Origin of the sequence: Modestobacter sp. VKM Ac-2986, assembly GCF_026967795.1 — a bacterium.
GTDB lineage: Bacteria > Actinomycetota > Actinomycetes > Mycobacteriales > Geodermatophilaceae > Modestobacter.
In genome coordinates this window covers 16,960-36,242 of record NZ_JAPVBH010000007.1, presented here as the reverse complement: position 1 = coordinate 36,242, position 19,283 = coordinate 16,960, and the positions used below count along the sequence as shown (strand labels likewise).

Genomic DNA, 19,283 nt, shown 5'->3' with positions numbered 1-19,283 from the left:
GGGCGGCCGCACCGGACCGCGTCAGCGGCTGCGGCCGAGGCGCGAGCCCACCCAGACGCCGAGCAGCGTCAGCAGCCCGCCGCCGGCCGCGCCGACCAGCAGCGGCCGCGCCTCGCCGGGCACCCACCCGCCCGAGGCCGCCACCGGCCGGGCCGACGGCGCGCGCCGGGCCGGGGGAGCGGACGGCGACGACGAGGGCTGGGACGACGGGGGCTGCCCCGCCACGTCGGTCGAGGAGACCGCCGCCGCGCTCGCCACCGCCGACGGCTCCGACCCGCTGTCGGACGCGGCCTCGGCCGCCTGACCCGGGTCCGTGAGCTCCCCGTCGATCGCGGAGAAGAACTGTCCGGCCATCCGCTTGGCGACCCCGGAGATCATCCGCTGGCCGACCCCGGCGACCGCGCCGCCGACGACGGCGTCCGCCGACCAGGTCAGCTCGGTGCCCTCGCCGGCGGGGGCGAGCCCGATCTGCACCGTCGCCCGCACCGACCCCGGTCCGCCGGACCCGCTGGCGTGCATGACGTAGGAGCTGGGCCGCTGCATGTCGGCCAGCCGCACCTCGCCGGCGTAGGTGCCGCGGATGGCGCCCACCCCCGCCGAGACGGTCATCGTGTAGCTGTCCTCGCCGACCTGGTCGAGGGACAGGCAGCCGGGGATGGTGCGGGCCAGCACGGCCGGGTCGGTGATCACCGACCACACGTCCTCGGGTGGGGCACTGAGCACCGCACTGCCGTCGAGGTTCACGCGGGGACTCCTGTCGCAGTGGGGAGGCGGGGCACCTGTTCGCCGTCGGAGCGCATCAGGTCGTAGAGCTCGGTGGGGCTGATCGGCATCGCGGCGATCCGCCGGCCCACGGCGTCCTCGATGGCCGAGGCGATCGCGGCCGAGCCGGGGATCACCCCGGCCTCGCCGGCGCCCTTGATGCCCAGCGGGTTCAGCGGCGAGGGCGTCTCCTGGTGGTCGATGTCGACGTCGGGCACCTCGCTGGCGTAGGGCATGAGGAAGTCCATGAACGAGGCGTTCTGCAGCTGGCCGTCGCGGTCGTAGGCCATCCGCTCGTACAGCGCCCCGCCCACGCCCTGGGCCACCCCGCCCTGCACCTGGCCCTCGACGATCATCGGGTTCACCACGTTGCCGCAGTCGTGCACCACGGCGTACTGGACGACGTCGATCTCCCAGGTCGCCGGGTCGATCTCGACCACCGCCGCGTGGGCGCCGGCGGCGAACGTCGAGCGCAGCGGGGAGTAGTAGTCGGTGTACTCCAGGCCGGGGGAGTCCCCGACCGCGATCGGCGGCTTGGAGTCGTCGCCCGGTCCGGCGAACTGGGTGGCCTGCCGGGCCGCCTCGTCGAAGGCGTACCGCAGCGGGTTGGACAGCACGGCGACGGTGCGCAGCGGGATCGAGGCGCCCGGCGTGCCCTTGACCTGGACCAGGCCCTCGTCGATCTCCAGGTCGCCGGGGTCGGCCTCCAGCAGCTCCGCGGCGATCCGCAGCGCCTTCTCCCGCACGCCCTTGGCCGCCAGTGCGACCGCGTTGCCGCTGACCACCGCGGCCCGGGAGGCGAAGGTGCCCACCGCGTAGCCGAACCGCCGGGTGTCACCGGTGGTCACCTCGACGTCCTCCAGTGGCACGCCGAGCTCGGACGCCGCCAGCTGGGCGAACACGGTCTCGTGGCCCTGGCCCTGCGAGGTGAGCCCGGTGGAGACCAGCACCTTGCCGCTGCCGAGCACCTCCACGTGCGCGCCCTCGTAGGGCCCGGGGCCGGTGCCCTCGACGTACATCGCCATGCCGGCGCCCAGCAGCTTCCCCCGGGTGGCGGCCTCGGCCCGGCGGGTCTCCAGGCCGGGCCAGTCGACCAGCGCCTCGAGCTTGTCGACCAGGCCGGGGTAGTTGCCGGAGTCGTAGACCAGCGGCCGGCCGTCCTGGAACGTCATGCCCCAGTCGTAGGGGAACTGGTCGTTCTGGATGAGGTTGCGCCGCCGCACCTCGAGCCGGTCGAGGCCGCGCTCCTGGGCGATCCGGTCCATGGTGCGTTCCATGACGAAGGTGCCCTGCGGCCGCCCGGCCCCGCGGTAGGGGGTGACCAGCACGGTGTTCGTGTAGACGCTGTTGACCCGTGCCCGGTAGACCGGGACGTCGTAGGGCCCGCACAGCTGGGTCGCGGTGTTGATCGGGACGATGATCCCGTAGTTCGTGTACGCCCCGTTGTCGTGCCAGACCAGCACGTCCAAGGCGGTGATCCGACCGTCGTCGTCGTAGCCGACGGCGACCTCCTGGCGCTGCTGGCGCTCGTGGGCGCTGGAGATGAAGTGCTCCCGGCGGTCCTCGACCCACTTCACCTCGTGGCCGAGCTTGATGGCCGCCATCGGGACCAGCAGCTCCTCGGGCCACGGGTGCATGATCTTGACGCCGAACCCGCCGCCGACGTCGGGGGCGATGACCTCGACCTTCTCCAGCGACAGCTCCAGCTTGGCCGCGATCGCCGCCCGCACCGAGGTCGAGGCCTGGGTGCTGGAGTGCACGCGCAGGGCGGAGTCGTCGGCGTCCCAGCGGGCGTGCACGCCCTTGCCCTCCATCGGCATGGACGCGCTGCGCTCGAAGTACTGGGTGAAGCTCAGCGTGTGCGCCGAGGCGGCCAGCGCGGCCTCGACGTCCCCGCGTTCCTGGTGGTGCCGGGCGGCCACGTTGTCCGGGACGTCGGGGTGGACGGCGTGCACTGCGGCCTCGGCGGCGTCGACGCCGACCACCACGGGCAGCTCCTCCCAGGTGACCTCGATCAGCGCGGCGGCGTCCTCGGCGACGTACCGGTCGACGGCGACCACCATGACCACGGCCTCCCCGACGTGGTGGGCGACGTCGCGGACGAGGGTGTACCCGGTGCGGGCGTGGGTGAGCTGCGGGTGCGGGATGAGCACCGGCAGCGGCTCGGCCATCGGTCCGGTGAGGTCCTCGTAGGTGTAGACCGCCAGCAGCCCGTCGACGTCGAGCGCGGGGGAGACGTCGATGTCGACCACGCGGGCGTGCGCGTACGGGCTGCGGACGAAGGCCGCGGCGTACGCGTCGGCGCCGATGTCGTCGAGGTAGCGGCCCGCACCGACGATCAGCCGGGCGTCCTCGCGCCGGCGGACCGGCTCGCCGAACAGCTTGGTGGTCACCGGGTCGCCTCCGCGGCGGTGCGCATCTGCTCGGCGGCGTGCCGGCAGGCCTTCTTGATGTTGGCGTAGCCGGTGCAGCGGCAGAGGTTGCCGCCGACCAGCTCGTCGACCTCGTCCTCGGTGATCGGGACCGCGGGGTCGCGGGCGTCCAGTCCGGCGGCGAGGGTGGTGAGGAAGCCCGGCGTGCAGTAGCCGCACTGCAGGGCGTGGCACTCGCGGAACGCCTCCTGGATCGGGTGCAGCACCTCACCCCCCTGGTGGTCGGACCGGCTCAGCCCCTCGACCGTGGTCACCGAGGAACCGTCGACCTGCACGGCGAGCACCAGGCAGGACCGCACCGGTGCGCCGTCGACCAGCACGGTGCAGGACCCGCAGACGCCGTGCTCGCAACCGGAGTGGGTGCCGGTCAGGCCCAGGTCGTGGCGCAGCGCGTCCGACAGCAGCCGCCGGACCGGGACGGTGACCTGCTGCGGGACCCCGTTGACCGTCACCGTGACGGTCCGTTCGGTGGTGGTGCTCATGGCCGGCCTCCTGGCTGCTCGAGCGGTGTGGTGCGGTGCAGTGCGGTGGGGGGTGCAGGTGTCACGCGGAGCGCTCCAGCGCCTCGGCCGCCGCCGAGGCCAGGGTGCGGGTGGTGAGGGCGCCGACCAGCAGCCGGCGGTAGTCGGCGCTGGCGTGCAGGTCGCCGTCGGGGTCGACCAGTCCCTGTGCCATCGCCCCTGCGGCGGCCCAGTCGGCGGTGTCCACCGGTCGGCCGGCCACGGCGTCGGTCAGGTCGTGCACCTCGGGCACCAGCCCCACGGAGATGTGGGCGACCCGGGCCGAGGCCACCCGCCGGTCCTCGTCCAGGGTCACCACGACGCCGGTCCCGCAGACGGCGTAGTCGCCCTTGCGCCGCGACACCTCGGCGAACGCCGTGCCCGACCGGGGCGCCAGCGCGGGGAAGAAGGCCGAGGTCACCACGGCCGGGCCGTGCACCGCGGTCTCCAGCGGCCCGAGGAAGAAGTCCGCCCAGTCCACCGACGACGACCCGTCGGGCGTGGCCACGGTCACCGAGCCGCCGGTGAGCGCGAGCACCGCGGTCATCTCCCCGGAGGGGTCCGCGTGCGCGATCGAGCCGACCGTCGTCCCGCGGTTGCGGATGGCGGGGTGCGCGACGTTGGCCGTCGCCCGGGCCAGCAGCGGCTGGACGGCGCTGGCCTCGGCCGACCGCAGCAACGCGGCGTGCCGCACCAGGGCGCCCACCCGGACCCCGGCCTCCCCGGCCTCGATCCGGTCGAGGCCGGGGACCCGGTTGATGTCGACGAGCGTGGTGGGTGCGGCCAGCCGCATGTTGAGCAGCGGCAGCAGTGACTGCCCGCCGGCCAGCACCTTGGCGCCCTCGCCCTCCTCCGACAGGACCGCCAGGGCCTCGTCGAGGGTGCGCGGGTCGGCGTAGGCGAAGGGGGCCGGCTTCACCTGCCGACCGTGCCCTCACCGGGCGTCCGCCGGCGGCCGGTCTGGTCGAGCGAGGAGGGGTCGGGGCTCTCCTGCCGCTCGCCGAACTGGTCGGCCAGCGGCTCACCGCTGCCGTAGGGGCCGGCCTCGGCCAGCAGGGCGGTGCGCATCTCGGCGGGGGCCAGGACCCGGGCCAGGTGCCAGCCGGCGACGGCCACGATCGACCCGAGCGCGATGCCGCCGAGGGAGTAGTTCTCGCTGAACACCAGGTTCACGTTGCCGATCCCGATGATGATCCCGGCGGCCAGCGGCACCAGGTTGATCGGGTTGGCGAAGTCGACCCGGTTCTCCTTCCAGATCTTCACGCCGAGCAGGCCGATCATGCCGTAGAGGATCACCGTGATCCCGCCGAGGACGCCGCCGGGGACGGCGTTGACCAGGGCGCCGAACTTCGGGCACAGCCCCAGCAGGAGCGCGACGACGGCGGCGACGTAGTAGGCCGCGGTCGAGTAGATCCGGGTGGCGGCCATGACGCCGATGTTCTCGGCGTACGTGGTCGTCGGGGAGCCGCCGACCGAGGTGGCGACGACCGTGGCCACGCCGTCGGCGAAGATCGCCCGGCCCATGACCGGGTCGAGGTCGCGCTTGGTCATCGCCGCGACCGCCTTGACGTGGCCGGCGTTCTCCGCGACCAGGGCGATGACCGCCGGCAGCACGAGCAGGGTGAAGTTGAACGAGAAGCTCGGTGCGGTGAAGGTCGGCAGCCCGATCCAGGGCGCCGTCCCGACGCCGGAGAGGTCCAGCCGGTCGTGGGTGGTGGCCTCCGTGGCGCCGCCGAGGACCGAGGTGATCGGCCCGGCCGTGGCGTCCAGCAGCGCGGACAGCAGGTACCCGAAGACCAGGCCCAGCAGGATCGAGATGCGTGCCCAGAACCCGCGCAGCAGCAGGGCCGCGACGATGACGAAGGTCATCGTGGCCAGGCCGACCCACTGGTCCTGGGGCCAGTAGGTGTTCGCCACCACGGGTGCGAGGTTGAAGCCGATGATCAGGACGACCGCGCCGGTGACCGCCGGGGGGAGCACGGCGTTGACCATCCGAGGGCCCAGGGCGCTGATCAGCACACCGACGAGCGCCAGCACGATCCCGGAGACCAGGATCGCGCCCAGCACGTCGCCGGAGTCGCCGCCGCTGGCCCGGATGGCCACGACGCCGCCGACGAAGGCGGCGCTGGTGCCCAGGTAGCTGGGCACCTTCCCCTGCACGACCAGCAGGAAGATGATCGTGGCGACGCCGCTCATCATGATCGCCAGGTTGGCGTCCAGGCCCATGATCAGTGGGAAGACGAACGTCGCGCCGAACATCGACACGACGTGCTGGGCGCCGATGCCGATGGTGCGCGGCCACGACAGCCGCTCGTCCGGTGCGACCGCCCCGTCCACCGGCGGGGTCTTGCCGCCCTCGTAGAGCTTCCAGCCCAGTCCCAACGCCACAGGTCCTCCTCGACAGGTGCGACACCGGACTCGACACCGGGGTCCGGAGCTCGCCGCAGGCAGGTCCTGGGCGCGGGTTCCGGGGCGTCGATCGCCGCACACCGGAAGGTGTCACAGCTCACGTTACGGGGGAAGTACCTCAGTGCTAAATCTTCTCGCAGTTTGCCGCGGTCCGGTCCGGCGAGGACACGTCCCGGACACGGTCGTCCGGACGTGCTGCGCGACCGCCGGCCGGCGGGGTGGGCACGGCCCGGACCCGGCTGCACCGTGCAGCCGGGTCCGGGGCGGGGTCGTGCGGGGTGGTCAGGCCGTGACGATCGCGGCGACCGGGCCGCCACCGGAGGGGCCCTGGTGCACCGCGGCCACCGACACGAACACCGCCGGGTCGCCGGTGACCGCCGCGGCCACCCCACCCACGGTGGCCTTGATCTGCCGGTGCCAGAACACGTCGGAGTCGTCGAGCATCGCGTTGCGCCGGCCGCGCACGTAGCCGGTCGGGTCGGCCTCGCACTTGAGGAAGACGTTGACCAACCGGTCGCCCAGGTCGCTGGTGTGCGGCCGCTCGGGCAGGTCCAGCCCGGCGTTGCGGATGGCGCTCCAGATGCCGTCGGAGTCCAGCGCGTCGGTCATGACCGAGTGGCCGATCCGGTAGGCGCCGCCGTGGCCGCGGGCGTTGCCGACGACGACGATCTGCGCCCGGTCCAGCTCCACGCCCGAGGAGCAGGAGGCGACCGCGCTGAACAGGTCGAAGTCGCGCATGACCTGCTTCTGCTCCGGCATCTCGATCTCGCCCAGCGCCAGCGCGATGCCCAGCGCCGTCGTGCCGTTGGAGAGGTCCATCGAGCCGTGCGGCTCGTCGTAGTAGGTCTCCTGGCCGCGCGACTTCGCCTCACGGATCGTCTCGATGGTCAGCAGCGGCGTCTTGGTCTGCACGTAGTGGACGTCGGCCGGGTCGGTGATGCCCGCCTCGGCCATCGCCCGCCGCACGCCCTCGGCGACCTTCTCGACCATCGTGAGCCGGCCGATGTCCTCCGGCAGCAGCGTCTCGCTCATCGCGAAGCCCACGGTCAGCCGCGGCTCGTCGGTCTTCTCGACCGAGTCCTCGGGCAGGGTCGCGAAGATCGTCGCGTGCGGGCTGATCACGCCGTCGGTGCCACCGGACCACACGATCGGGACCTCCCCGACCTCGGCGGCGGAGCGGGTGCCCTTGGCCAGCAGCACCTCGCGGAACGCGCGGTCGGCGATGATCCGGGTGTAGTCGTTGACGCCGCCGTTGCCCTCGGTCTTGCCGATGACGGCGACCACCCGGTCGGCGTCCATGACGCCGTCGTCGATCAGCTTCGCCAGCTCGGAGGCGTCGCTGACGTTGTGCAGGGGGACCTTGCGGACCTCGATCGGTGCGGGCACGGCGCTCTCCAGGGGGTGAGGTGGGGCTGCGGTCACCGACGGCGCCGACGCCGTCGTCGAGGTGGGCTGCCGCGGTGCTCCCACCGTCGGCGACCTCGTCGGCCACCCTAGCCCCGATTCCCTTAGCAGTGAACTACTTCCGGTCGACGGAGGTGGCCGCGGTCACCTGTCGACGGTGCGGTGGACCGGGCCGTCGCCGCCGGTCAGCCGCTCCCCGGACCCGCCCCAGCGGCCGGCGACGATCTCCGCGGCGATGCTGATCGCGGTCTCCTCCGGTGTGCGGGCGCCCAGGTCCAGCCCGATGGGGGAGGACAGCCGGGCCAGCTCGGTCTCGGTCAGCCCGGCCTCGCGCAGCCGCTCCGTCCGCTCGTCGTGGGTGCGCCGGGAGCCCATCGCGCCGACGTAGGCCACCGGCAGCCGCAACGCGACCTCCAGCAGCGGGACGTCGAACTTCGGGTCGTGGGTGAGCACGCACAGCACGGTGCGCTCGTCGACCCGTCCGGCGTCGGCCTCGGCCTGCAGGTAGCGGTGCGGCCAGTCGACGACCACCTCGTCGGCGTCGGGGAAGCGGCGGGCGGTGGCGAACACCGGCCGGGCGTCGCAGACGGTCACCCGGTGGCCGAGGAAGGACCCCACCCGGGCGACCGCGGCGGCGAAGTCGATGGCGCCGAAGACGATCATCCGGGCCGGCGGGGCGTAGGAGGCGACGAACAGGGTCAGCTCGTCCCCGCGCCGCTCGCCGTCGGAGCCGTAGGCCAGCGTCGCGGTGCGGCCAGCGGCGAGCATGCCCCGGGCGTCGTCGGCCACCGCCTCGTCCAGCCGCGCGCTGCCCAGCGACCCCGCCGTCCGGTCCGGCCACAGCACCAGCCGGTTGCCCAGCCGCCCGGCCGGGCCGCGCACGCAGGTGACCACCGCGACCGGCTCGTGCGCGGCCACCGCGGCGGCCACCTCACCCAGCTCGGGGAAGGTCTGCTGCGACACCGCCTCCACGAACACGTCCAGGATGCCGCCGCAGGTCAGGCCCACGGCGAGGGCGTCGTCGTCGCTCACGCCGTAACGCCGCAGCACCGGCTCCCCGGTGTCGGCGACCTCCTCGGCCTCGGCGTAGACCGCGCCCTCGACGCAGCCGCCGGACACGCTGCCCACCGCCGTCCCGCCCGGGCCGACCAGCATCGCGGCCCCGGCCGGCCGGGGGGCCGAGCGCCAGGTGTCCACCACGGTGCCGACCCCGACGGTCTCCCCGGCCTGCCACCACCCGAGGAGGTCGGACAAGACGTCCCTCATCCGACTGCTCCTCCTCCGGCGCCGTCCAGAGGCTCGTCCCGAGCCAGCGAGGGACGAGGGGGACGGGGTCCTTCAGCACGCATCGCGGTCCTCCTGCAGTGGGCGGCCCTGAGCCGGGACGCGCGGTGGGGGTGCTGCCGGGGTCGGGACGTGCTCGATCACGTCCACCAGCTCCTCGAAGGCGGCCATGCTGTGCCCGGACACGAAGGCGTCCACGCTCGGCAGCGCCGCGACCATCCCGGCCGCGAGCGGCTCGTAGCCGGGCCGCCCCTTGTGCGGGTTGACCCAGACCACCGCGTGGGCCAGCCGCCGCAGGCGGGCCATCTGCTCGCCCAGCAGCTCGGCGCCGCCCCGCTCCCAGCCGTCGCTGCAGACCACGACCACCGCGCCGCGGGCGGTGCCCCGCTGACCCCACCGGTCCAGGAACGCCTTGAGCACCTCGCCGATCCGGGTGCCGCCGGACCAGTCGGGGATCGCCTGCCCACTCGCGGCCAGCGCCCGGTCGGCGTCGCGCAGCCGCAGCTCCCGGGTGACCCGGGTCAGCCGGGTGCCGATGGTGAACACCTCGGTGGAGGTCGGCCGGGCCCGGACGGCGGCGTGCGCGAACCGCAGCAGCGCGTCGGCGTAGGGGGTCATCGAGCCGGAGACGTCGACCAGCAGCACCACCCGGCGCGGTCGCGGGCGGGCCCGGTGGTGCACCAGCCGGGTGACCTCGCCGCCGCTGCGCAGCGCGCCCCGCACGGTGCGCCCGACGTGCACCGAGCCGTGCGGGGCCGGCCGCCGGCGGCGCGAGGGCCGCATCGGGGCGGCCGGGGCGAGCAGGGCGAACAGCCGCCGCAGCTGCGCGCGCTCGGCGGCGGTGAGCTCGCCGACGTCCCGGTGGCGCAGCGCCTCCGCGCCGCTGGCCCGCGTCGCGAGGTCGTCGGGCTCCTCGCCGTCCGGTGTCCCCGCGCCGGTCTCCAGCGGCGCAGAGCGCACCACCCGCGGCCGCACGGCCGGCGCCGAGGCGCGGGCACGTGGGACCTCGCCGCCGAACCAGGCGGGGAAGGCGGCGTCGTAGCGGTCCAGGTCGTCGGGGCCGCCGCACAGGGTCAGCCGGCCGGCCCAGTACACGGCGACGGGGTCGAGCACGTCGAGGTGCGCGACGGCGTCCAGCATCACCGCGACCCGCTCGGGGGAGGCGGCGACCCCGGCGTGCCGCAGCGTGCGGGCGAACCCGAGCACGCTCGTGACCACGTCCCGCGGCGGCTGCGTCATGGTGGCCCCGTCCAGAGGCTCGCCCTGAGCTCGCGAAGGGTGAGGGGGACGGGGTCCTTCATCAGCCGGCACCGAACAGCACCCCGGGTCCTGCGGCGCGCACCCGCTCGCCGTCCTCGCGGTACTTGAGCACCGCGCCTAGCGTGCGGGCCGCGGTGTCGGGGTCGAGCTCGCGGGCGCCGAGGGCGTGCAGTGCGCTGGCCCAGTCCATCGCCTCGGCGACACCGGGGGGCTTGAGCAGGTCCAGCTCGCGCAGCCGGGCGGTGGCGGAGGCGACCTGGCGGGCGAGGGTCTCGGTGACCTCGGGCAGCCGGCGCCGCAGGATGGCCACCTCGCGGGCGAAGTCCGGGTGCTCGAGCCAGTGGTAGAGGCAGCGGCGCTTGAGCGCGTCGTGCACCTCGCGGGTGCGGTTGGAGGTGAGCAGCACCAGCGGCGGGGTCTGTGCCCGCACCGTGCCCAGCTCCGGGATGGTGATGGCGAAGTCGCTGAGCACCTCGAGCAGGAACGCCTCGAACTCGTCGTCGGCCCGGTCCACCTCGTCGATGAGCAGCACCGCCGGGGAGTCCTCCAGCGCCTGGAGCAGGGGGCGGGCCAGCAGGAACCGGCGGTCGTAGAGGCCGGCCTCGAGCTCGGCGGCGTCGGTGGCGGTGCCGGCGGCCTCCGCGGCGCGCAGGTGCAGCAGCTGGCGGCCGAAGTCCCAGTCGTAGAGGGCGGAGCTGGCCTCCAGCCCCTCGTAGCACTGCAGCCGGTACAGCGGGCGGCCGGTGACCTCGGCCAGCGCGTGGGCCAGCGCGGTCTTCCCGACGCCCGCCTCGCCCTCCAGGAACAGCGGCCGGTGCAGGGCCAGCGCCAGGTACGCCGCCGTGGCCAGGCCCTCGTCGGGCAGGTAGCCGGTCGCCTCCAGCGCGGCGGCGACGGCGGCGGGGTCGGTGAGCTGGTCCACAGCGGGAGCATCCCACCGCCGCGCGGCGGTCGACCGGGCGCGTGCCCGGCGACCCGGCCGAGCACCCCGGCCGGCCGTCGGGGGAGCGGGTCGGCGGGTGACCGGCCTGCCCACCGGCGTCACGCCGTCGCCGGCCACCCTCCGGCGACGGCTCGGCCGCACCGGGTGCCGGTCGTCCTCGGAGAGGTCACGTCCACCTCCGGACGACGGCGGTGCCCGGGCTGCTCGCCGGCCGCGGCGTCGGGCCGCTCAGAGCCGGGTCGGTGCGGGCGGTGACGTCGCCTCGACCGCCGTGAGCGCCTCGACCACCCGGTAGCTGTGCTCGGCGCCGCGCGGCACCGTCCAGGAGTCACCCGGGCCGAGGTCGAGCACGGACGTGCCCACCGTGAGCTCGACGCGACCGGACACGACGTAGCCGACGGTCTCGTAGTCGCGGGCGACCGGCGGCTCCGCCTCGCCCGGCTGCCGGGCGTCCCACAGCCGCAGCGCCACGGTGTCCGTGCCGGCCAGGAACCGCTGGCCCATCGGGCCGGTCGGGGCCTCATCCTTGCTCACGGTCTCAGGGGTGTTCTGCTCGGGGTCCATGACCGGGGTCTACCCGCGCAGCGCGCACGACACCTGCGCCGTGCGGGGTCCGTCGACGCGGACCATGCACGCGTGACGGTGCGCGCGTCGTCCGACCACCGGTCAGCCGTCCTCCGCGGTCACCTTCCGCGCCCGGCTGGGCTGCACACGCATCGGCTCGCCGGGCATCTTCGGGTAGTCCGGGGGATAGGGCAGCTCGCCCAGACCGAGGTCGCGCTCCTGCCGGTCGGCCAGCTCGACCAGCGGCGTCAGGTCGTAGGCGTGGTCGGCCAGCCCGGCGTGCTTGTCACCGACGGCGGCGAAGCGGGCGGGCATGGTGAGGACGTCGAAGTCGAACGGGGTGACGTCGGGCAGCTCGTCCCAGTCGACCGGGGCGCTGACCGGGGCGTGCGACCTCGCGCGGATGGAGTACGCCGAGGCGATGGTGCGGTCCCGGGCCATCTGGTTGTAGTCGATGAAGATCTTCTCGCCGCGCTCCTCCTTCCACCAGTTCATCGTCACGCGGTCGGGGATGCGGCGCTCCAGCTCCCGGCCGAAGGCGATCACCGCCCGGCGCACCTCGGGGAAGGTCCAGCGCGGCAGGATCGGCACGTAGACGTGCACGCCCCGACCGCCCGAGGTCTTCGGCCAGCCCTCCATGCCGAACTCGTGCAGCAGCTCGCGCACGTGCGGGGCCACCCACACGGCGTCGGAGAAGTCGGTGCCGGGCTGGGGGTCCAGGTCGATGCGGATCTGGTTCGGCTGCTCGACGTCTGCCTTGGTCACCGGCCAGGGGTGGAAGGTCAGCGTGCCCAGGTTCGCGCACCAGGCCACGACGGCGACCGAGTCCGGTGCGATCTCGTCGGCGGTGCGCCCGCTGGGGAAGGTGATGTGCGCCGTCGGCACCCAGTCGGGGGCGTTCTTGGGCACCCGCTTCTGGTAGAACGCGTCGCCGGTGTTGTCCATCCGGGTCGAGAGCCGGGCGCCCTCGAACACCCCGCCGGGCCAGCGCTCCAGCGTCGTCGGCCGGTCGCGCAGGGCGAACAGGATGCCCTCGCCGACGGAGACGAAGTAGTTGACGACGTCGATCTTGCGCACGCCCTTGTCGCCGAAGTACGGCTTCTCCGGGCTGCTGACCCGCACCTCGTGCCCGTCGAGCTCGAGGACGACGGCGTCCTTGCTGCTGGCCATGCGGCTCCGATCGGGTCTCTCGGGGTCAGGCGGGGCAGACCGTCCCCTCGGCGGGCACGACCAGGTCGATCAGGTAGGCGTTCACCGCCGCCGTCACGCAGTCGGTCTTCGGGTAGGCAGTGTGCCCGTTGCCCGCCCAGGTGAGCAGCGCGCCGCTCGTCAGGTCCGCGGCCATGTCCTGCGCGCCGGGCAGCGGGGTCACCGGGTCGCCCTGGGTGCCCACGACCAGGATCGGGGCACTGCCGGCGGCGTCCCGCGCGGGCAGCGGCGTGCGCGGGGCCTGCCACGGCGAGCAGGTGTAGAGGCCCAGCGCGGCGTCGGCGCCGAACAGCGGGTACTGCGTGCCCCACTCCGTGAGCCGGGTGCGCACCTGGTCGGCGGTGAACCGCTCCTCGGTGTCGGCGCAGGTCACGGCCACGTTGGCGTCGACGACGTTGGTGTAGGTGCCGTCGTCGTTGCGGCCGGTGTAGGTGTCGGCGAGGGTGAGGACGCCGGCGGCGTCGCCGTTGCGGGCCGCGGCCAGCGACTGGGCCAGCTGCGGCCAGGCACTGGGCTGGTACAGCGCCGACCGGATGCCGGTGAGCACCAGGCCGGGGGTCGCCTGCCGGGTCTCGCCGGCCCGGCTGCTGGGCACCGGGGTGGTGGCGGCCTGGGTCAGCAGGTCGGTGACGAAGGTGCGGGGGTCCGCGCCGATCGGGCACCCGGCCAGCAGTGCGGTGCAGTTGGCCGCGAACGCGTCGAAGGCCACCTCAAAGGCCTGCGCCTGCTGCTCGGCGAACTCCTCCGCGGTGGCGTCGGGGTCGACGGCGCCGTCGAGCACCAGCGCGCGCACCCGCTCGGGGAACAGCTCGGCGTAGGTCGAGCCCAGGGTGGTGCCGTAGGAGTACCCGAGGAACGTCAGCTGCTCGTCGCCCAGGGACTGCCGCACCAGGTCCATGTCCCGGGCGCTGTCGACGGTGGCGAAGGCGCCCAGGGCCTCCTTGTACTTCTCCGCGCAGCCCGCGGCCACGGCGTCGACCTGGCCGAAGGCGGTGGTGAGCGCTGCGGCGTCCGCGGTGCGCGGGTCGACGGCGAAGAGTGCGTCCTTCTGCTCGTCGGTGATGCACTCGACCGGGGTCGACAGCCCGGCGCCGCGGGGGTCGAGCCCGACGACGTCGAACCGGCGCAGCACGTCCTCGGGCAGGGTGAGCGCCGACTGGACCGCCGCGTCGGTGGCCGACTGGCCCGGGCCGCCGGGGTTCACCAGCAGCGAGCCGATCCGCTCCGTCTGGCCGGCCAGCGTGGCGCGCACCAGGAACAGCTCCAGCGGGCCGCCGGCGAGGTCGTCGTAGCTGGCCGGCACGCTCGTCGTCCCGCAGGAGAACGCCAGGTCCCGGTCGGCACCGGGGCGCCCGGCGATGATCTGGTCGATGTCGGCGTCGCAGTCGGTCCACTCGATCGGCTGGGCGACCGGGGTGGCCGGCGCCGCCGGGGAGGAGGGCGCGGCCGTCTCGTCGGGCTCGCCGGAGGTGCACCCGGAGAGGGTCACGGCGAGCAGGACGGCGGCAGCGGCCAGGCGGCGGTGTCCGGTCATGATCACCCCAGGGTAGGAGGCGGAGCTGTGCACGTCAGCGCACCCCGGCCCTTCAGCCGCCCAGGACCTCGGCGAGGTCGTAGCGGACCGGGACCTCCAGCTGCTCGTAGGTGCAGGAGCGGGCGTCGCGGTCCGGGCGCCACCGCTGGAACTGGCCGGTGTGCCGCAGCCGGCTGCCCTCCAGCTGGTCGTAGCGGATCTCGACCACCAGCTCCGGGCGCAGCGGCACCCAGGACAGGTCCTTGCCGGCGTTCCAGCGGCTGGTCGCCCCGGGCATCCGGTGCTCGCCGTCCTCGCCGGTGACGGCGTTGGCCCAGTCCTGCCACGGGTGGCCGTCCAGAGCCTCGGCCCGGTAGGGGGCCAGCTCCTCGACCAGCTCGGCCCGCCGCTTCATCGGGAAGGACGCCGCGACGCCGATGTGCTGCAGGGTGCCCGCGTCGTCGTAGAGGCCCAGCAGCAGCGAGCCGACGACCGGCCCGCTCTTGTGCCAGCGGAACCCGGCGACCACGGCGTCCGCCGTCCGGACGTGCTTGACCTTGGCCAGCACCCGCTGGTCGGGGGAGTAGGGCTGGTCGCCGCGCTTGGCGATGACCCCGTCCAGGCCAGCGCCCTCGAACTCGCGGAACCACCGCTGCCCCACGGCGGGGTCGGCGGTGACGGTGCTGACGTACACCGGTGCCCGCACCCCGGCCAGCGCCTCGCGCAGCCGCAGCTGCCGCTGCGCGTAGGGGGTGTCCATCAGCGACTCCTCGCCCAGGGCCAGCAGGTCGAAGGCGACGAAGGACGCCGGGGTCTCCGCGGCCAGCTTCGTCACCCGGGACGCCGCGGGGTGGATGCGCTGCAGCAGCGACTCGAAGTCCAGCCGGTCGCCGCGCGGGACGACGATCTCGCCGTCCACGACGCAGCGCTCGGGCAGGTGCTCCAGCGCCGCGGCGACGACGTCGGGGAAGTAGCGGGTGAGCGGGCGCTCGTTGCGGCTGCCCAGCTCCACCTCGCCGCCGTCGCGGAAGACGATGCAGCGGAACCCGTCCCACTTGGGCTCGTAGAACCAGTCCTCGCCCACCGGCAGCGTCGCCGTGGGCTTGGCGAGCATCGGCTTGACCGGGGGCATCACGGGCAGGTCCATGACCTCAGTCAAGCAGCTGACCGGCCGGTGGACGGGTGCCGCGTGGACCCGATCGGGTGCCGGTGGGTCAGCGCAGCGCCCAACGGGTGAACAGGACGTCGTCCTCGGTCAGCAGCTGCACCAGTTCTCCGCCCGCCGGGGAGGGCAGGACCGCGGGCAGCAGCCCGGCGCCGCCGCCGACCAGCAGCGGGGCGATCGACAGGTCCAGCTCGTCGACCACGCCGGCGGCCAGCGCGGCGGCGAACAGCGCGGGGCCGCCCTCGCAGAGCACCTGCTCGTGGCCGCGCTCGGCCAGGGCGTCGAGCGCGGTCGGCAGGTCGACGTCGTCGTCCCCGCAGACCAGCACCACCACGCCGGCGGCGGCCAGGGCTGCGCGCTGGTCGGGGTCGGCGGCCGCGCAGGTCACCAGCAGGGTCGGGACGACGGCGTCGGTCACCAGCTGGTCGACCGGGGACAGCGACGCCCGCCGGGACACGACCGCGACCGGGGCCACCGGTGGGCGCCCGAGCACGGAACGGAGCCGCCCGACTGCCGAGTCGGGCAGCACCGGCCGGTAGCCCTCCGCCGCCGCGGTGCCCGCGCCGACCAGCACTGCGTCCGACAGGGCGCGGAGGGTCTGGAACACGCGCCGGTCACCGGGGGAGCCCAGCCCGCCACTGCGCCCGTCGACGCTGATCGCGCCGTCGAGGGAGGCCACGAAGTTGACGCGCAGGTGCCGCCCCGCCGGCAGCCGGTAGGCCCCGGCCAGCTCGGTGTCACCATCGAGCGGGCCGGGGTCGGGCAGCAGCCGGTGCACGGGTCAGCGGCGGGTGGACAGCACCGCGGCGCTCTCCGCCGGGAGGGTCACCACACCGCCGTCGAGGGTGGGCATCTCACCGCTGGCGAACAGCACCTCGTCGGCGTCGACGTCCAGATCGATCTCGCGCGGGGAGTCGGACAGGTTGGCGACCACGCGCAGCGAGCCGCGGCGGACCACCAGCCAGCGGTCGGCGTCGTCCCAGCTGACCGCGACGGCGGTCAGGTCGGGGTCGACCAGGTCCGGGTGCGCCCGGCGCAGCGCGATCAGCGCCTTGTGCACGGCGAGGACGTGCGCGTGCGGCTCCTCGGTGAGCTCGGCCCAGTCCAGCTTGGAGCGGGTGAAGGTCTCCGGGTCCTGCGGGTCGGGCACGACCTCGGCGTCCCAGCCGTGCTCGGCGAACTCGCCGATCCGCCCCTCGGCGGTGGCCTTGCCCAGCTCGGGCTCGGGGTGGCTGGTGAAGAACTGCCACGGCGTCGAGGCGCCCCACTCCTCGCCCATGAACAGCATCGGCGTGAACGGGCTGGTCAGCACCAGGGTGGCGCCGACGCCCAGGAGGCCGGGGGAGAGGGTCGCGGAGATCCGGTCGCCGACCGCGCGGTTGCCGATCTGGTCGTGGTCCTGCAGGTACCCCACGAACTTCCAGCCGGGCAGGGCGTTCGTGTCGACCGGGCGGCCGTGGTGCCGGCGCCGGAAGCTGGACCAGTCGCCGGCGTGGAAGTAGGCCCCGGTGAGCACCTTGGCCAGGCCACCCAGGCCGCCGGCGGCGAAGTCGGCGTAGTAGCCCTGCCCCTCACCGGTCAGCTGGGTGTGCAGCGAGTGGTGGAAGTCGTCGCTCCACTGCGCGTCCAGGCCCTTGCCGCCGGCCACCCGCGGGGTGACCATGCCCGGGTCGTTGAGGTCGCTCTCGGCGATCAGCGTCAGCGGGCGGCCCTCGGCGACCGACAGCTTCTCCACCTCCTGCGCCATCTCCTCGAGCACGTGGGTTGCCCGCTCGTCGACCAGCGCGTGGACGGCGTCGAGCCGCAGCCCGTCGACGTGCATGTCCCGCAGCCACATCAGCGCGTTGTCGATGATGTAGCGGCGCACCTCGTCGGAGTCCGGGCCGGCCAGGTTGATCGAGTTGCCCCAGCTGTTCGCCCCGCCCTCGGCGAAGATCGGGAAGAACTCCGGCAGGTAGTTGCCCGAGGGCCCGAGGTGGTTGTAGACGACGTCCTGGATGACGCCGATGCCGCGCTGGTGGCAGGCGTCGACGAGGCGCTGGTAGCCGGCCGGGCCACCGTAGGTCTCCTGCACCGCGTACCAGGCGACGCCGTCGTAGCCCCAGTTGTGCGTGCCGTTGAAGCCGTTGACCGGCAGCAGCTCGATGAAGTCCACGCCCAGGTCGACGAGGTGGTCGAGGTTGCGGACGACCGCGTCGAAGGTGCCCTCGCGGGTGAAGGTGCCCACGTGCAGCTCGTAGACGACGCCGCCGGCGAGCGGGCGCCCCGTCCAGGCGCGGTCGCCCCAGCTGTAGGAGGAGGGGTCGTACCGGCGGGAGAGGCCGTGCACGCCGTCGGGCTGGCGGCGCGACCGCGGGTCCGGGCGCGCCGGCTCGGTGTCGTCGAGCAGGAAGCCGTAGTCGGACTCGGGCTCGGCCGGCGCGGTGACCCGCCACCAGCCGGCGTCGTCCCGCTGCATGTCGTGCACCTGCCCGTCGAGTGAGAGGCGCACCCGCTCGGGGAGCGGGGCCCAGACGGAGAACTCGACGGGCTGGGGCATGGAGGACCTCCGGAGCGGTGGTGCGGGGGTGGGCAGAGCGGACCGATCATGCCCGCCCAGCCGGGTCTGAACCGTCGTCCCGGTCACCCGGTGCCCGGACGACGAACGGCCGGGCACCCCCACGCTGGGGTGCCCGGCCGTTCGTGTCGTGCAGGTGCCGGGGCATGCCCCGGCGGGTGGGTCAGACGGCGAGCAGCTGGCCGACGTAGATCACGTTCGGGTTGCTGACGACGCCGCGGTTCTTGGCGTACAGCGACTGCCACGAGGTGCCGTTGGCCTTCGCGATCTTGCCCAGGGTGTCGCCCGGCTTCACCGTGTAGTTGCCGGCGGCCGGCGCCTGACGGGTGGAGCGGGTGGCGGCCTTGCTGGTGCGCTCGCTGCCGGAGGCCTGGGGGGCGGCCTTCGGGGCAGCGGCCTTCGGGGCGGCCGGAGCGGCCTTGGGGGCCGGGGCCGGGGCCGGGGCCGGGGCGGCCTGCTGCGCTGCGGCGGTCGTGCCACCGGTCAGCCGCTTGCCGCAGGTCGGCCACGCGCCGACACCCTGGCCGACGAGGACCTTCTCGGCGATCTCGATCTGCTGGGCGGGGGTGGCCAGGTCGGCGCGCGGGGCGTAGGACGTGCCGCCGTAGCCGGCCCAGGTGCTCTGGGAGAACTGCAGGCCGCCGTAGTAGCCGTTGCCGGTGTTGATGCTCCAGTTGCCGCCCGACTCGCACTGGGCGACGCCGCTCCAGTCGTGCGTGGCGGCGGATGCCGTCGCGGTGCCGATGCCGACGGAGGCACCGAGACCGAGAGCGGCGGCCCCGACGGTGACCACGCCGCCGCGCAGGGCACGACGGACGAGGGCCTGACGGGACTGAGAGTGCTTGGACATGCGTGTTCCTCCGATCACCGCCTGCGAGGTGAGCTGTCGGGTTCGGGCGATCGGTGCCCGGCCGCAGATCTGCGGCTTCACCCCGTAGACGCGCGGCGCTTGATGGGCGGCGCGTCGGATGTGGGTCCCCCGCCCCCGTCCGGAAGGGTCTGGTTGAGGTCACCGGCGGACGGGGCTGAGCGGTCCGGTGCCGCGTCCGGCCAGGAAGGCCCGAACGCGAGGACGACGGTAGGTGGACAAGTGCCAACTGGCGAGCGGCGTGTCGCGGATCGGCGGCGCGTCGCAGCGAGAATGTGGCGACATGCCTAGTCGTCGACGCGTTCCGAGACTGACTGGTCACGCTCCGTCGACAGATCGACATGTCGACAGGCCTGTCCGGGGTGGAACGCAGACCGGCCCCCCGACCGGTGTGGTCGAGGGGCCGGGCTGGG

The 19,283-nt window shown here is 74.2% G+C and carries 16 protein-coding genes and 1 riboswitch; all 16 genes read right to left on the bottom strand.

Annotated features, from left to right (window positions below; translation table 11 throughout):
- Positions 1–21: 21 nt before the first annotated feature.
- Positions 22–744 (bottom strand): SRPBCC family protein, encoded by a 723-nt coding sequence (locus tag O2W14_RS17195; RefSeq protein WP_269177339.1) that lies wholly within the window; start codon positions 742–744, stop codon positions 22–24.
- Positions 741–3,155 carry an aerobic carbon-monoxide dehydrogenase large subunit gene (cutA, locus tag O2W14_RS17190; protein ID WP_269177338.1) on the bottom strand — a complete coding sequence of 805 codons (2,415 nt, stop codon included), beginning with the start codon at positions 3,153–3,155 and terminating at the stop codon, positions 741–743. Before cutA ends, O2W14_RS17195 begins: the two co-directional genes overlap by 4 nt.
- Positions 3,152–3,676, bottom strand: a complete 525-nt coding sequence (locus O2W14_RS17185) for a (2Fe-2S)-binding protein (protein WP_269177337.1) — start codon at positions 3,674–3,676, stop codon at positions 3,152–3,154. The genes cutA and O2W14_RS17185 overlap by 4 nt, the downstream gene beginning before the upstream one ends.
- Positions 3,677–3,737: 61 nt before the next feature.
- A complete protein-coding gene (locus O2W14_RS17180; protein ID WP_269177336.1) occupies positions 3,738–4,613 on the bottom strand; it encodes an FAD binding domain-containing protein in 876 nt (291 codons plus the stop codon).
- The gene (locus tag O2W14_RS17175; RefSeq protein WP_269177335.1) at positions 4,610–6,082 is read right to left on the bottom strand and encodes a uracil-xanthine permease family protein; all 1,473 of its coding nucleotides are present in this window, start codon (positions 6,080–6,082) and stop codon (positions 4,610–4,612) included. Before O2W14_RS17175 ends, O2W14_RS17180 begins: the two co-directional genes overlap by 4 nt.
- Before the next feature lie 303 nt (positions 6,083–6,385).
- Positions 6,386–7,489: a ring-opening amidohydrolase gene (locus tag O2W14_RS17170; RefSeq protein ID WP_269177334.1), complete on the bottom strand. Its 1,104-nt coding sequence runs from the start codon at positions 7,487–7,489 to the stop codon at positions 6,386–6,388.
- A 162-nt stretch (positions 7,490–7,651) separates the two neighbouring features.
- Positions 7,652–8,773 carry an XdhC family protein gene (locus tag O2W14_RS17165; RefSeq protein ID WP_269177333.1) on the bottom strand — a complete coding sequence of 374 codons (1,122 nt, stop codon included), beginning with the start codon at positions 8,771–8,773 and terminating at the stop codon, positions 7,652–7,654.
- Positions 8,774–8,845: 72 nt separating this feature from the next.
- Entirely contained in the window at positions 8,846–10,030 is a 1,185-nt protein-coding gene (locus O2W14_RS17160) for a vWA domain-containing protein (protein ID WP_269177332.1), read from the bottom strand.
- 61 nt (positions 10,031–10,091) lie between these two features.
- On the bottom strand, positions 10,092–10,973 hold the full coding sequence (locus O2W14_RS17155) for an AAA family ATPase (protein WP_269177331.1): 882 nt from the start codon (positions 10,971–10,973) through the stop codon (positions 10,092–10,094).
- A gap of 249 nt (positions 10,974–11,222) precedes the next feature.
- Complete coding sequence (locus O2W14_RS17150; RefSeq protein WP_269177330.1) at positions 11,223–11,528, bottom strand: cupin domain-containing protein; 306 nt, start codon at positions 11,526–11,528, stop codon at positions 11,223–11,225.
- A 132-nt stretch (positions 11,529–11,660) separates the two neighbouring features.
- Entirely contained in the window at positions 11,661–12,728 is a 1,068-nt protein-coding gene (locus tag O2W14_RS17145) for a DNA polymerase domain-containing protein (RefSeq protein ID WP_269177329.1), read from the bottom strand.
- A gap of 25 nt (positions 12,729–12,753) precedes the next feature.
- Positions 12,754–14,301, bottom strand: a complete 1,548-nt coding sequence (locus O2W14_RS17140; RefSeq protein ID WP_269177328.1) for an alpha/beta hydrolase — start codon at positions 14,299–14,301, stop codon at positions 12,754–12,756.
- Between the two features lie 52 nt (positions 14,302–14,353).
- Entirely contained in the window at positions 14,354–15,427 is a 1,074-nt protein-coding gene (locus tag O2W14_RS17135) for an ATP-dependent DNA ligase (RefSeq protein ID WP_269177327.1), read from the bottom strand.
- A gap of 67 nt (positions 15,428–15,494) precedes the next feature.
- On the bottom strand, positions 15,495–16,223 hold the full coding sequence (locus O2W14_RS17130; protein WP_269177326.1) for a dihydrofolate reductase family protein: 729 nt from the start codon (positions 16,221–16,223) through the stop codon (positions 15,495–15,497).
- A 3-nt stretch (positions 16,224–16,226) separates the two neighbouring features.
- On the bottom strand, positions 16,227–17,984 hold the full coding sequence (gene treZ, locus O2W14_RS17125) for a malto-oligosyltrehalose trehalohydrolase (protein WP_269177325.1): 1,758 nt from the start codon (positions 17,982–17,984) through the stop codon (positions 16,227–16,229).
- A gap of 181 nt (positions 17,985–18,165) precedes the next feature.
- Positions 18,166–18,852 (bottom strand): LysM peptidoglycan-binding domain-containing protein, encoded by a 687-nt coding sequence (locus tag O2W14_RS17120; RefSeq protein ID WP_269177324.1) that lies wholly within the window; start codon positions 18,850–18,852, stop codon positions 18,166–18,168.
- A 3-nt stretch (positions 18,853–18,855) separates the two neighbouring features.
- A riboswitch (cyclic di-AMP (ydaO/yuaA leader) is annotated at positions 18,856–19,017 on the bottom strand.
- Positions 19,018–19,283: the final 266 nt, after the last annotated feature.

Bases quoted from the DNA above. Each gene is read 5' to 3' on its own strand.
- O2W14_RS17185 (WP_269177337.1), bottom strand. From the start codon at position 3,676: ATGAGCACCACCACCGAACGGACCGTCACGGTGACGGTCAACGGGGTC.
- O2W14_RS17165 (WP_269177333.1), bottom strand. From the start codon at position 8,773: ATGAGGGACGTCTTGTCCGACCTCCTCGGGTGGTGGCAGGCCGGGGAG.
- O2W14_RS17135 (WP_269177327.1), bottom strand. From the start codon at position 15,427: ATGGACCTGCCCGTGATGCCCCCGGTCAAGCCGATGCTCGCCAAGCCC.
- O2W14_RS17120 (WP_269177324.1), bottom strand. From the start codon at position 18,852: ATGTCCAAGCACTCTCAGTCCCGTCAGGCCCTCGTCCGTCGTGCCCTG.
- treZ (WP_269177325.1), bottom strand. From the start codon at position 17,984: ATGCCCCAGCCCGTCGAGTTCTCCGTCTGGGCCCCGCTCCCCGAGCGG.
- O2W14_RS17160 (WP_269177332.1), bottom strand. From the start codon at position 10,030: ATGACGCAGCCGCCGCGGGACGTGGTCACGAGCGTGCTCGGGTTCGCC.
- O2W14_RS17145 (WP_269177329.1), bottom strand. From the start codon at position 12,728: ATGGCCAGCAGCAAGGACGCCGTCGTCCTCGAGCTCGACGGGCACGAG.
- O2W14_RS17140 (WP_269177328.1), bottom strand. From the start codon at position 14,301: ATGACCGGACACCGCCGCCTGGCCGCTGCCGCCGTCCTGCTCGCCGTG.